This window comes from Lentibacillus populi (assembly GCA_014642895.1).
GTDB classification, from domain to species: Bacteria; Bacillota; Bacilli; order Bacillales; family Amphibacillaceae; genus Lentibacillus_C; species Lentibacillus_C populi.
The window spans coordinates 31,359-45,855 of the sequence record BMJD01000025.1; the positions used below are offsets into that span (position 1 = coordinate 31,359).

Annotated in this window: 12 protein-coding genes and 1 other annotated feature; all 12 genes read right to left on the reverse strand. The window is 42.3% G+C overall.

Annotation, left to right across the window (positions count from 1 at the left end):
• Positions 1-49: 49 nt before the first annotated feature.
• Entirely contained in the window at positions 50-3,652 is a 3,603-nt protein-coding gene (gene rpoC / locus IEX12_RS14475) for a DNA-directed RNA polymerase subunit beta' (RefSeq protein ID WP_155554880.1), read from the reverse strand.
• 341 nt (positions 3,653-3,993) lie between these two features.
• Entirely contained in the window at positions 3,994-7,530 is a 3,537-nt protein-coding gene (rpoB, locus tag IEX12_RS14480) for a DNA-directed RNA polymerase subunit beta (RefSeq protein WP_188725418.1), read from the reverse strand.
• Positions 7,531-8,197: 667 nt separating this feature from the next.
• A complete protein-coding gene (locus IEX12_RS14485) occupies positions 8,198-8,797 on the reverse strand; it encodes a class I SAM-dependent methyltransferase (protein ID WP_155554878.1) in 600 nt (199 codons plus the stop codon).
• A gap of 140 nt (positions 8,798-8,937) precedes the next feature.
• Positions 8,938-9,303 carry a 50S ribosomal protein L7/L12 gene (gene rplL / locus IEX12_RS14490; RefSeq protein ID WP_088051815.1) on the reverse strand — a complete coding sequence of 122 codons (366 nt, stop codon included), beginning with the start codon at positions 9,301-9,303 and terminating at the stop codon, positions 8,938-8,940.
• Between the two features lie 61 nt (positions 9,304-9,364).
• Entirely contained in the window at positions 9,365-9,871 is a 507-nt protein-coding gene (rplJ, locus tag IEX12_RS14495; RefSeq protein ID WP_088051814.1) for a 50S ribosomal protein L10, read from the reverse strand.
• A gap of 27 nt (positions 9,872-9,898) precedes the next feature.
• Positions 9,899-10,047, reverse strand: a sequence feature (ribosomal protein L10 leader region).
• A 58-nt stretch (positions 10,048-10,105) separates the two neighbouring features.
• Positions 10,106-10,798: a 50S ribosomal protein L1 gene (rplA, locus tag IEX12_RS14500; RefSeq protein ID WP_088051813.1), complete on the reverse strand. Its 693-nt coding sequence runs from the start codon at positions 10,796-10,798 to the stop codon at positions 10,106-10,108.
• A 423-nt stretch (positions 10,799-11,221) separates the two neighbouring features.
• Entirely contained in the window at positions 11,222-11,647 is a 426-nt protein-coding gene (gene rplK, locus IEX12_RS14505; RefSeq protein WP_140392735.1) for a 50S ribosomal protein L11, read from the reverse strand.
• 227 nt (positions 11,648-11,874) lie between these two features.
• A complete protein-coding gene (gene nusG / locus IEX12_RS14510) occupies positions 11,875-12,408 on the reverse strand; it encodes a transcription termination/antitermination protein NusG (RefSeq protein WP_088051812.1) in 534 nt (177 codons plus the stop codon).
• Positions 12,409-12,614: 206 nt separating this feature from the next.
• Positions 12,615-12,788, reverse strand: a complete 174-nt coding sequence (secE, locus tag IEX12_RS14515; RefSeq protein WP_102414324.1) for a preprotein translocase subunit SecE — start codon at positions 12,786-12,788, stop codon at positions 12,615-12,617.
• A 32-nt stretch (positions 12,789-12,820) separates the two neighbouring features.
• On the reverse strand, positions 12,821-12,970 hold the full coding sequence (rpmG, locus tag IEX12_RS14520; RefSeq protein ID WP_102414323.1) for a 50S ribosomal protein L33: 150 nt from the start codon (positions 12,968-12,970) through the stop codon (positions 12,821-12,823).
• Between the two features lie 225 nt (positions 12,971-13,195).
• Positions 13,196-13,846 carry an RNA polymerase sporulation sigma factor SigH gene (gene sigH, locus IEX12_RS14525; protein WP_188725419.1) on the reverse strand — a complete coding sequence of 217 codons (651 nt, stop codon included), beginning with the start codon at positions 13,844-13,846 and terminating at the stop codon, positions 13,196-13,198.
• A gap of 140 nt (positions 13,847-13,986) precedes the next feature.
• Positions 13,987-14,496: an NYN domain-containing protein gene (locus IEX12_RS14530; RefSeq protein WP_102414321.1), complete on the reverse strand. Its 510-nt coding sequence runs from the start codon at positions 14,494-14,496 to the stop codon at positions 13,987-13,989.
• Between the last annotated feature and the right edge of the window lies 1 nt (position 14,497).

A 14,497-nucleotide genomic window follows, 5' to 3' on the forward strand; every position in this document is an offset into this window, starting at 1 on the left:
ACTTTTGTGCTTCCGATTACTCCATCACTTGTTCTTCATCCATTAATATTTACTGTACTGCTTCCTCTTCTTGTACTTCCTCTTGTGGTTCATCCAGAGCCGCTTCAATTTTGCGGTACCGGTCAATTCCTGTCCCAGCTGGAACAAGTTTGCCAATAATGACGTTCTCCTTCAGTCCCAGAAGTTCATCACGTTTTCCTTTTATTGCAGCATCTGTCAGGACACGAGTTGTTTCCTGGAAGGACGCGGCAGATAGGAACGAGTCAGTTTCTAATGAAGCTTTCGTAATTCCGAGTAAAACAGGTTTGCCTACAGCAGGTTGCTTGCCCTCTTTTAAGACCTGATAGTTCGCATCTTTAAACTGATGGAATTCAAGTAATGAACCAGGCAATACGTCGGTATCTCCATTATCCATAATACGAATTTTACGAAGCATTTGCCGTACCATTACCTCTACATGCTTATCACCAATTTCTACCCCTTGCATGCGGTATACGCGTTGAACTTCACGTAATAGATAATCCTGTACACCTTCAACTCCTTGAACACGAAGAAGCTCTTTCGGATCAACAGAACCTTCTGTCAGCTCCTGTCCGGCAATAACTTCATCATCGAGAGACACTTTAAGTCGCGCATTGTACGGTACTGCATAAGACTTTTCTTCTACTTCACCTTGAATAACAATTTCCTGTTTGTCTTTCACTTCTTTAATTTCTTTAACCGTTCCAAAAATTTCTGTAATGACTGCCTGCCCTTTTGGATTACGGGCTTCAAAAAGTTCCTGGATACGCGGAAGACCTTGGGTGATATCGTCTCCGGCAACCCCACCAGTATGGAATGTACGCATCGTTAGCTGGGTACCAGGCTCACCAATGGATTGTGCAGCGATAATTCCTACCGCTTCCCCAACCTCAACTTCAGCCCCGGTTGCCAGGTTACGACCGTAGCATTTTTTACATACACCATGCTTTGTATTACATGTAAATGCTGTTCGTATCGTTACTTGCTCGATACCCGCTTCCACAATTTGTTTGGCCTGATCCTCTGACATCACTGTATCATACTCAACAATGACCTCATTTGTTTCCGGATGGCGAACTGTTTCGAATGCGGTTCGGCCAATTAGGCGGTCAATAAGTGGCTCGATCATTTCGGTACCATCCATTAATGCTGTTACCGTTAAGCCACGATCGGTTCCACAGTCATTTTCACGGACAATGACATCTTGCGCTACATCGACAAGACGGCGTGTCAGGTATCCGGAGTCGGCTGTTTTCAATGCTGTATCAGCCAAGCCTTTTCTTGCTCCGTGCGTCGAAATAAAGTATTCCAGCACCGTTAGTCCTTCACGGAAGCTTGATTTGATCGGCAATTCGATAATACGGCCGGCCGGGTTAGCCATCAGACCGCGCATACCTGCAAGCTGTGTGAAGTTGGAAGCATTACCCCGAGCCCCGGAATCACTCATCATGAAGATAGGGTTTCGATTATCCAATGACTCCATTAATCTATCCTGAATGTTATCCTTCGCTTGTGACCAAATGGCGATAACACGATCATACCGCTCCTCTTCCGTAATTAACCCTCTGCGGAACTGTTTTAACACGTTATCTACCTTATTCTGTGCTTCTTCAAGAATTTCTTCTTTTTCTTTTAACACCACAATATCCGATACACCAACGGTCATTCCTGCCTTTGTGGAGTAACTGAAACCAAGATCCTTCATGCGGTCAAGCATTTTCGATGTTTCACTGATTTTAAATTTCTTAAATACTTCCGCAATAATATCACCAAGGAATCCTTTTTTAAATGGTTTGATAAGATCACGTTTTTTAATCTCTTCCTTGATATCCGTTCCGCTTTCCACGAAATATTTCTCCGGAGTACGAATTTCCAAATTCGTTTTGGTTGGTTCGTTTATATACGGAAACGAATCGGATAAAATTTCATTAAAAATCAATTTGCCTACTGTTGTTAGGAGCAACTGATTTTGTTGTTTTTCTGTAAAGGTTTTATTGTTTACACTTGATGCATGCACAGCAATCCTCGTATGCAAATGCACAAAACCATTTTGGTAGGATAGCAGTGCTTCATTAATGTCTCGGAATACAGTACCCTCACCAATCGCATTTTCGCGTTCAAGCGTTAGATAATAGTTACCTAAAACCATATCCTGTGATGGTGTAACGACTGGTTTCCCATCTTTTGGATTTAAAATATTCTGTGCAGCGAGCATTAAAATACGTGCCTCTGCTTGTGCTTCAGCAGATAATGGTACGTGTACCGCCATCTGGTCACCGTCAAAGTCGGCATTGTATGCTGTACATACAAGCGGATGTAAACGAATAGCCCGCCCTTCGACCAATGTCGGTTCAAATGCTTGAATACCCAGACGGTGCAGTGTTGGTGCACGGTTAAGCAATACTGGATGTTCTTTAATCACATCTTCCAGTACATCCCACACTTCTGGATGGACACGTTCAATTTTTCGCTTCGCTGATTTAATGTTATGTGCTAATCCTTTTTCAACAAGCTCTTTCATGATGAAAGGCTTAAATAATTCCACTGCCATCTCCTTAGGGAGACCACATTGATACATTTTTAGATGCGGACCAACAACGATAACGGAACGGCCGGAATAATCAACCCTTTTTCCTAACAGGTTTTGACGGAAACGTCCTTGTTTTCCTTTTAACATATGGGATAGCGATTTTAATGGTCTGTTACCTGGGCCTGTAACCGGACGACCACGGCGCCCGTTATCGATTAATGCATCAACTGCCTCCTGAAGCATTCTTTTTTCATTCTGTACAATAATGCTTGGAGCACCCAGATCCAATAACCGTTTCAGCCGGTTGTTACGATTAATGACACGACGATACAAATCATTTAGATCAGAGGTGGCGAAACGACCTCCGTCAAGTTGAACCATTGGTCTGATTTCCGGTGGTATTACAGGTAATACATCCATTACCATCCATGAAGGTTCATTACCTGAATTACGGAATGCCTCAATCACTTCTAAACGCTTGATTGCACGCGTCCGTCGCTGTCCGTGTGCAGTTTTAAGCTCTTCTTTTAACATATCTGCTTCCTTCTCAAGATCGATATCTTCAAGAAGCTTGCGAATTGCTTCAGCACCCATTTGCGCCTTGAAAGATTTGCCATATTTATCGTAATAAGTACGGTATTCTTTCTCCGACAATAGTTGTTTCTTTTCCAACGGTGTACTGCCTGGTTCGGTTACAATATACGCAGCAAAATAGATAACTTCTTCCAGCGCACGAGGTGACATATCCAGCACAAGTCCCATTCTGCTTGGAATTCCTTTGAAATACCAAATATGTGATACCGGCGCAGCAAGTTCTATGTGCCCCATCCGTTCACGACGTACCTTGGCTTTTGTAACTTCAACACCACAACGGTCACAGACCACACCTTTATAGCGTACTCGCTTATATTTTCCACAATGACATTCCCAGTCTTTTGTTGGCCCGAAGATCCGCTCACAAAAAAGCCCATCCTTTTCTGGCTTTAATGTACGGTAGTTAATTGTCTCCGGCTTTTTGACCTCACCGTATGACCAAGAACGTATTTTCTCCGATGAAGCTAAACCGATTTTCATATACTCAAAGTTATTTACATCTAGCAAGGGGTCTACCTCCCTTTTCGTGTCCGAATTTGCCATTTATAGAGGATGTTCAAAAAGTCCGGTAAAAATGACACACCAGGATAGGGGATCTTCGACTAAGTACCGACATGTCCTGTGTCAGCGCTGAGCTGAAGTCACCACATCCTATGGAAGCTCGTCGGCTTGTTTCACCACAATCGAAACCCCACCGCCTCGAACTTTAACGTGACAGGACGAGCTACTGTTGGCTATGGCTGTTGACATTACGACAGTTGCCAGTCCCGGCCATTTTTTCTCCTTTTGAACACATTCTATAGTAAAACAGGAGATGCCGGCTCGAGTTAGGAGCCAACACTCCGTTCTTAATTTTGTTCGACTTCCAGGTTAAGCTTGCTTGCTGCTTGTGTGTCTTCTTCCTCAATTTCACGCATTTCAATTTCCTTTTCGTCACTGGAGAGAATCTTGACATCCAACCCGAGACTTTGAAGTTCTTTAATTAGTACTTTGAATGACTCAGGCACACCGGGCTCAGGCACATTGTCACCTTTGACAATCGCTTCGTATGTTTTCACACGCCCGACAACATCATCAGATTTAACCGTTAAAATTTCCTGAAGGGTATATGCGGCACCATACGCTTCAAGTGCCCAGACCTCCATCTCACCGAAACGCTGTCCACCGAATTGCGCCTTTCCACCAAGCGGCTGCTGCGTAACAAGCGAGTATGGACCTGTTGAACGGGCATGCAGTTTGTCGTCAACCATATGTGCCAGTTTAATCATATACATGACTCCGACGGAAACCCGATTATCAAACGGTTCGCCTGTTCTTCCGTCATACAAAACTGTTTTGGCATCCTTGGGCATCCCTGCTTCTTCCAGTGTTTCCCAGACATCCTCTTCTGTCGCGCCATCAAATACCGGTGTTGCTACATGAATCCCTAATCTTCTGGCAGCAATACCCAGATGCAATTCAAACACCTGTCCAATATTCATTCGCGATGGGACACCTAATGGGTTAAGCATGATGTCAACCGGAGTTCCGTCAGGTAAAAATGGCATATCTTCTTCTGGTAATATTTTGGAAATAACCCCTTTATTACCGTGACGTCCAGCCATTTTGTCGCCTTCGTGAATTTTACGTTTTTGGACAATATAGGCACGAACAAGCTGATTAACGCCCGGTGGTAATTCATCACCGTCTTCACGGTTGAAAATCTTCACATCCAGCACAATTCCGCCGGCTCCATGTGGTACTCTTAATGATGTGTCACGGACTTCTCGAGCTTTTTCTCCGAAAATTGCGTGAAGCAAACGTTCCTCAGCGGATAATTCAGTCACGCCCTTTGGTGTTACTTTCCCAACCAAAATATCACCGTCAGTGACTTCTGCACCGATTCGGATAATGCCTTGTTCGTTAAGGTTCTTTAATGCTTCTTCCCCAACATTGGGGATATCCCGGGTGATCTCCTCCGGTCCCAGCTTCGTATCACGAGCCTCCGATTCATATTCTTCAATATGGATGGATGTATATACATCATCTTTAACAAGGCGTTCACTCATAATGATCGCATCTTCATAGTTGTAGCCTTCCCACGTCATAAAGGCAACCAACGGATTACGACCAAGAGCCAGTTCCCCGTCTTCCATTGACGGACCGTCTGCCAGGATCTCGCCTTTTGTCACGCGGTCTCCGGCACGAACAATCGGACGCTGGTTATAGCATGTTCCCTGGTTGGAACGGATGTACTTCTGTAGTTTATACCGGTCTAAATCACCTTTAACTTCCTTCCCGTCTACGTCTGATACGCGGCGGACATGTACCTCTTTCGCCTCCACATGTTCGACAATTCCGGAATGGCGGCAGATGATCGCAGCGCCAGAGTCCTTCCCTGAAACATATTCCATTCCAGTTCCGACAATCGGTGCTTCCGGATTCATCAATGGTACTGCTTGTCGCTGCATGTTAGCACCCATTAGCGCACGGTTTGAATCATCATTTTCCAAAAACGGAATGCACGCTGTTGCGGCTGAGACTACTTGTTTTGGCGATACGTCCATATAATCGATACGGTCCCTTGGTACGGCAGTGTTTTCCCCGCGGAAACGAGCAATAACTTCCTCATCCGCAAAGCTTCCGTTATCGGTTAACTGGGCGTTTGCCTGTGCAACAACATAGTTATCCTCTTCATCTGCAGTCAAATAATCAATTTGCGACGTTACTCTCCCTGTATCAGGATCAACACGGCGATATGGTGTCTCAATAAATCCAAATGTATTTACTCTTGCATAACTTGACAACGAGTTAATTAACCCGATATTCGGTCCTTCTGGCGTTTCAATCGGGCACATACGGCCGTAGTGGGAATAATGCACGTCACGCACTTCCATGCCTGCACGTTCACGGGTTAAACCACCAGGACCAAGTGCTGACAAACGACGCTTATGTGTCAGCTCAGCTAACGGATTGGTTTGATCCATAAATTGTGATAGCTGCGAGCTGCCAAAAAACTCCTTGATCGATGCAATAACCGGGCGTATATTAATTAATTGCTGTGGTGTAATACTTGATGTGTCCTGAATGGACATCCGCTCCCGGACAACACGTTCCATCCGTGACAAACCAATGCGGAATTGGTTTTGCAGCAATTCACCAACAGAACGTAATCTGCGGTTGCCCAAGTGATCAATATCGTCTGTATCGCCTACCTGATGCAATAAATTAAAGAAATAGCTGATAGCTGATAAAATATCAGCTGGCATGATATTTTTTACCGCTTTTTCAATTCCTGCATTCCCAATAACATGTAATTCCCGTTCACCACTCGGGTCTGTCGGATCCACAATTTTTACTGATTGAACACGGATTGGATCCTCCAGCACACCATCATGCGGCTCCAGCGTCTGTTCACCAAGCATTCCCTCTTCTTTTTCCAGATGGGGAATTAGCTTGTTTAGTAATTTGCGTTCTAATCTATCACCTTTTTGTGCCAAAACTTCACCAGTTTCTTGATCAACAACTGTCTCGGCAAGTACTTGGTTAAATAGACGATTTTTGATGTGCAGCTTTTTGTTCATCTTATACCGGCCAACATTTGCCAAGTCGTAACGCTTAGGGTCAAAGAAACGGGAGACCAATAGACTTTTCGCATTATCAACGGTAGGTGGTTCACCTGGACGCAACCGCTCGTAGATTTCCAGTAACGCTTTTTCCGTTGTTTCCGTATTGTCTTTATCCAAGGTGTTTTTAAGATATTCGTTTTCACCTATCAGATCCACGATTTCCTGATCTGTACCAAATCCAAGCGCACGTAATAACACGGTAATTGGCAATTTGCGTGTTCGGTCAATTCGGACATAAGCGACATCTTTGGCATCTGTTTCAAATTCAAGCCATGCGCCACGGTTCGGAATCACTGTTGCTGTGATGCCTCTTTTTCCGTTCTTATCAATTTTTTCGTTATAATAGACACTAGGAGAACGAACAAGCTGTGATACAATAACACGCTCTGCCCCGTTGATAATAAATGTACCTGTGTCCGTCATCAACGGAAAGTCTCCCATAAATACTTCCTGCTCTTTTACTTCACCGGTTTCATTATTAATTAAACGAACCTTCACACGAAGCGGAGCATTATACGTCACATCTCTTTCTTTCGATTCATCAACAGGGTATTTAGGCTCACCTAAACTGTAGTCAACAAATTCCAATGATAGGTTTCCTGTGAAATCTTCAATCGGTGAAATGTCCTGAAACATTTCACGCAACCCCTCTTCTAAAAACCATTGATAAGAAGCGGTTTGGATTTCAATCAGATTTGGTAATTCCAATACTTCACTGATGCGCGCATAGCTCCTGCGTTGGCGGTGCCGTCCATATTGAACTAGTTGACCTGTCAACTGCTTCACCTCTCAAATCAAGCATTTTTCATGAGTGTTCCTGAAAAATAACTATTTATATTAGAAAAACACAAACTGAAACAAATACTATTCTTCAGTCCCGTTTTTCGGATCATAAATTGTGAATAAATCCTGCCAAATTATCCAACTACTAAACATGCCGGACAAACCGCACAAGGGTAATCATAAAGAATAAACACACACCTTCCTTCGTATAGATGGAATGATATTGTATCTCTTTCATCGGCGGGAAAGCAATTATTTATAGTTATAAAATAGAAAAAAGGCTTTTCATAAAAAAACCTTATACAGGATGTTCATTTAACAGAAAGTCTGTTATGGAGCAGATTTTCCAAACATTTTACCATTGTCTCCGATTACCGATGAAATATACGTTTCATTTTTCATGAAAATTTCCCTTGACAAAGGAAGTCCCATGTTAGCATTTTATTATAATAACATAAGGGAATTATAAGGTCAACCCAAAAGCGGAAGTGCCCGTTTAGCGACGTATGGACTGGACTGAACCGTAGGAGATAAAGGAAACACGACGACCAGAGGGAGTCGATGTTGACTTATCGTACGGAGGTGAAGGAAGTCCACTAGTCGCTGGGTACTGGAGCTGGACGTGGCATACCTTGCCAACCAGTCCTGTTCCGCTTTGATTTTATAACTTCTCAGCTCGCAAAATAAAATACCCTTTGGATCGAGCTACTACCTCGACATTGCCAAATAACGTTTGCAATTTCGCTTTAGCTGATGGTGCACCTTGTTTCTTTTGAATGACAACCCATAATTCACCATGATCTACTAGTTGACGTTTACTTTCTTCAAACATAGCATGAACTATTTTCTTACCAGCCCTGATTGGTGGATTGGTTATGATTGCTGCAAACTTGTACGTTGTCAAATTGGCAAACCGGTCACTTGCTATAAACGAGACATTCTCAACGTGATTCATTGCTGCATTTTGTTGCGCCAGCTTCAGTGCCCGTTCATTGACGTCAGCTAGCTTAACATTTCGTTTAAAATGATCTGCCAAGACAATTCCGATCGGGCCATATCCACAACCAAGGTCCAGAAAATCGCCACTAACAGCCGGTTCAATGAATTCCTCGATCAGTAAACGCGAACCAAAGTCGACTTCATTTCTTGAAAATACACCATGATCGCTCGTGAATGTATATAATCTTCCTTTTAGTTGATAACTCCATGTCTCGGGTGAACTTTTAGATTGAGGTTTTTGTGTAAAGTAATGCTCAGCCATCCGGGCACCTACTTTGTTATAATGTATAGATCAGAGAAGATATATGGAAAGCCCGTCGCTAATTCGACGAGCTTTCTTTCAGTACGTGTTCAAAAGTCGCCGCTATCATTTGGAGATTTTTTGAACATCCTTTTCCAGTATTACTTGACTTCAACAGTTGCTCCAGCTTCTTCAAGTTTACCTTTAACTTCTTCGGCTTCCTCTTTTGATACGCCTTCTTTAATAGCTTTTGGAGCGTTATCAACCAAGTCTTTTGCATCTTTAAGACCAAGCCCGGTAATTTCACGAACTGCTTTAACAACTTTAATTTTTGCTGCTCCAGCACCTTCAAGTACTACATCAAATTCAGTTTGTTCTTCAGCAGCTTCTCCGCCACCTGCTCCACCTGCTACTGCAACTGGTGCTGCAGCTGTAACGCCAAATTCTTCTTCGATCGCTTTAACAAGATCGTTTAAATCTAAAACTGACATTTCTTTAATAGCATCAATAATTTGCTCTTTAGTCATAATTTATTTCCTCCTGATTTCATTTTAATTGATTTGTATTTTCCTATCGATAGACACAAAATTACGCGCCTTGTTCTTCTTTTTGTTCTGCAACCTGTTTCGCAGCATACGCAAGATTACGTATAGGTGCTTGAAGCACACTAAGCAGCATCGAAACCATACCTTCGTAATTTGGCAGATCAGCAAGCTCTTTAATTTGGTCAAGTGTTGCGATTTTCCCTTCAATTACGCCGCCTTTAATTTCTAATGCATCATGATCTTTGGCGAATTTGTTCAGAATTTTAGCCGGTGCTATAACATCCTCATTACTGAACGCAATTGCTGTTGGGCCAACCAATTTTTCACCTAATTCCCCTAGTTCAACTGAATCGACAGCACGTCGAGCCATGGAGTTCTTATAAACTTTGAATTCAACATTTGCTTCACGAAGCTGTTTACGCAATTCCGTAACTTCAGCAACATCGAGACCACGGTAATCCACTAATAGTGTAGATTGACTTGCATTAAATTTGTCAGCGATATCTTGTACAACCTGTTGTTTTTGCGCAACAATATTGCTATTTGCCATTGTTCCACCTCCTGTTATTATTCATCATACCGGACATAGAAAAGCCTTCATGCAGACATGAAGGCTTTGTATAACAAATCTTTATCAATTATGATCGTATTTGTTCTTAAAGACCTCGGCGGGAAATTAAGCGAATGTCTCGCACCTGCTGTCTACGGTACAACGTATTCAATTTTATAACGGTATTCAGTATAGCTGATCACAATTTAAAAGTCAATAATTATCATTTTATAATTAACGATAATTAGAAACATCTACTTTAATTCCAGGACCCATTGTTGAAGTTACCGATACATTGCGCATATAAACGCCTTTTGCTGCTTGAGGCTTTACTTTTACAAGCTGTTCAATTACTGCTACAAAGTTTTCAGCCAGTTTTTCATTATCAAATGAAATTTTTCCAATAGGGACATGAATGTTAGCAGATTTATCGACACGATATTCCACTTTCCCGGCCTTAATTTCGTTAACAGCTTTTTCCACTTCAAATGTAACTGTTCCCGTTTTAGGATTTGGCATCAACCCTTTAGGTCCTAGTACTCGACCGAGTTTACCAACTTCAGCCATCATGTCTGGTGTTGCCACGATGACATCAAATTCAAACCAGCCTTGGTTAATTTTATTAATCAAGTCCTGGTCACCTACATAATCTGCTCCGGCCGCTTCTGCCTCTTTAACTTTGTCGCCTTTAGCAAAAACCAGAACGCGTTGTGTTTTACCCGTACCATGTGGTAACACCATAGCACCGCGGATTTGCTGGTCCGCTTTTTTCGGATCCACGCCCAAACGAAATGCAGCTTCAACTGTTTCATCAAATTTCGCTTTAGCGGTTTGTTTTACTAATGCAATAGCTTCATCAACTTCATACGCTTTTGAGCGATCAACAAGCTTTGCTGCTTCTTGATATCTTTTACCTTTTTTAGCCATTTTATTTCCTCCTATGGTTTGTGGTTTATAGCGGTTAGACCTCCCACTTGGAAAAACAGCTGAATGTGTCTTTCCAGATGCCAGAGGTTAGAGGTCAGATTGCTCATAAAATACCAATCTGACTCTGCCTCACTTTTATTCTAACGCAAGCACCCATTCACGAAAAAGGCTGCGAAGGGTGGAAGCCCATTATCGCAACCTGTACCGTAAAAACGGATGAGCATTAGTCTAGCTCCAGCGGCCAGCGACTAGTGGACTTCCCTCACCTCCGTACGATAAGTCAACATCGGCTCGCTTCCAGCTCACCGTGTTTCCTTTATCTCCTACGGCTCAGTCCAGTCCATACGTCGCTAAACAGCCGCTTCCGCTTTTCAGATTAGTCTGGCTAAAGCGGCTGCTAAACGGCCACTTCTGCCTTTAAGATTAGTCCTCTATTGCAATACCCATGCTTTTCGCTGTTCCTTCAACCATGCGCATCGCTGCTTCTACATCAGCGGCATTTAAATCAGGCATTTTTGTTTCCGCAATTTCTTTTACTTTGTCGCGTTTTACTGTTGCAACTTTATTACGGTTCGGCTCACCTGATGCAGTATCAATACCAGCTGCTTTTTTCAACAGAACGGCTGCAGGTGGAGTTTTTGTAATAAATGTAAATGAACGGTCTTCAAAAACCGAGATTTCAACCGGAATAATCATACCAGCTTGATCTTGCGTACGCGCATTAAATTCTTTACAAAATCCCATAATGTTAATTTGCGCTTGACCTAATGCCGGTCCTACTGGCGGTGCTGGGGTTGCCTTTCCAGCCGGGATTTGCAATTTTACTAACTTGATTACTTTTTTAGCCACGAGACACACCTCCTTAAAGTCCGTGATGTGGTAATAGGGGTTGCCCCTCCCACTCATAATTAGCCATTTTCCTCTAGTAACTGAGGACATAAATAACAAAAGAATTTTAGCATGAATCAACAAATAATGCAAGGTCTCGTCTCATATTTTTTGTTGGAGTACACTGGAATCCAATACGTTAAGCCGACCAGAAATTGAAAGCACCAGCTTAGGTCCCGAAGCCGCTGTTATAGTTTTTCAATTTGCGAGAAGTCTAATTCGACTGGTGTTTCCCGGCCAAACATATTAACATGCACTTTCACTTTTTGTTTATCGACGTCAATGTGTTCAATGGTTCCTGTGAAATTTGCGAAAGGCCCTTCTTTAACCGTTACATTTTCTTTTAATGCAAAGTCAATCTGGGTAACCGGATCAGCCATACCCATCCGTTTCAAAACAGTGTCCACCTCATCAGCCAGTAGAGGGGTTGGCTTTGATCCATGGCCGCTCGAGCCCACAAAACCAGTTACGCCAGGGGTATTCCTTACCACATACCATGAATCATCGGTCATAATCATTTCTGTTAATACATAGCCAGGGAAGAATTTCTTCTTGGAAACTTTTTTCTTCCCATTTTTAATTTCTGTTTCTTCATCTTCCGGGACGATTACACGAAAAATCTTGTCTTCCATGCCCATTGATTCAACACGTTTCTCCAAATTTGTTTTCACCTTGTTTTCATACCCTGAATACGTATGAACAACATACCAATTTTTCTCCATTAGAACAGGACAAAGCCGCTTGCCCTTCCCTCCCTTTTCAAATGCCAGAGGTTAGAGGCAGGAGCTCGGATAGATTCCTTACCCTAAACCAGGCTGGATTTTTTGCAACCTATATTAAAACAATATTAAAAAACCCGTTAACCCGGGTTTTCAAAAAAAGTTTTATTTATTTTTCATTATAGCATAAATATAGCATTATTATTCAGTTAAAACAATTCTAATATCTGTGTAATCCCAAGATCAACCAAAGTGAAAAAAATTGCAACAAATACGACCGTTGTTATTACCGTTATCGTATAACTTGTTAACTCTTTACCTTTTGGCCAGCTAACCTTTTTCATTTCCCGAGACACATTTTTAAAAAACTTAATAACTTTCATGCTTGTACCCCCAAACTCCCTGCCGTTCTATCTTATTTCGTTTCACGGTGCGGTGTATGTTTTCCGCATGTTTTGCAATATTTCCGTACTTCCAAGCGTGTCGGTTGAGTGGATACATTTTTAGTAGTAGTATAATTTCGACTTGAACATATTGTACACGCTAATGTTACCTTTTTATTCATTTCACCACCCCATTGGCGGGTTTTTTTCGTTAGGTAAGAAAGTATAAGAATCCTGACTCTTTCTGCTCATGTCAGAGTAGGCAACGTCCGGCTCCAGCGCCTTTCTCCTTAGGCATTTATAAAATTTAAAAGCAGTGAAGCATAACGTTAAAGCATTACTATCAGGGAAGCATGCTTTTGTTACTAACTTAATGTAGCACTGTTGCCAGTCAATGTCAACGCCTTCTACAAGCTGACTTCGCTCGAATTAATCAGCTGTTCGAGTTTCCGTTTCACACGCTGCAGCGCATTGTCTATGGACTTGACGTGACGTTTCAATTCCACCGAAATTTCCTGGTACGTTTGTCCATCCAAATATAAATTCAATACCTGCTTCTCCAATTCGCTCAATAATTCAGATAGCTTATCTTCCATATCACCAAACCGTTCCCTGTTTACTAACAGTTCCTGTGGGTCGATTGCTTTCGACCCCGCGATGACATCCAGCAATGTACGATCTGATTCCTCGTCATAGATTGGCTTGTCCAAAGAAACATAGGAGTTGAGCGGGATATGCTTTTGCCTGGTAGCTGTTTTAATCGCTGTGATAATTTGACGAGTTATGCAAAGCTCAGCAAATACTTTGAATGATGATAGCTTGTCCTCATCAAAATCCCGTATTGCTTTGTATAGACCAATCATTCCTTCTTGAACAATATCCTCTTTATCCGCACCGATTAAAAAATACGTACGTGCCTTTGCTTGGACAAAACTTCGGTATTTGTTAATCAAAAAATCAAGCGCATGACTATTACCGTTCTGGATCAATTGGATGATCGCATCATCATCAAGCATTTGCAAGCTTTTATGATCTGTCTCTATCTGCTTGACACTCACCAAGTATGACCCCCCGACTCTGAACAGTCCATATATAGAACCAGTATACCGCAACCGTTTGCAAACATCAACAGGGAATTTTCAGGAGTCGGAAGCGGCTGGACTGGACAGGCTACGGGTAACCGATACGCAAATTCCTATTATTTATCCCCTCGCCGCCATTTTTCAAATGTTTCCAGGACATTCTTTTTGAGTGGTATTTTTAGTTGTGGTTTGTCGTTTGCATATTGGTCAATACTCTCTTCAATCTCTACCTCGATATTTTTTAATTCAATAGCTAACTCCCTGGCTGATTTACGTAAGGCACCACGCCCGAAAATGGTTTGCTGCTCCGCATAATCAGAGGTTGCAACATATACCTGGTTGTCTACATTTTTTAAATCTTTAACAAGTTTTTCAATACATTCGTCAGCGGTTTCCTTTTCCTTTGTATAGATGATCTCTACCTGATATTCATTTAGCTTGCTGGCGATGCCTTTCACAAAATAAGCATCAAACACAATAATAACCCGGTTTCCTGTGAATGCTTTATATTCAGCCATCCGTTCGATTAAACGGTCTCTCGCTTGCGCCATATCCCTTTCTTTTAGACGCTGAAGTTCTTCCCATGCACCAATAATGTTATACCCATCAACAACGATTACATCCATC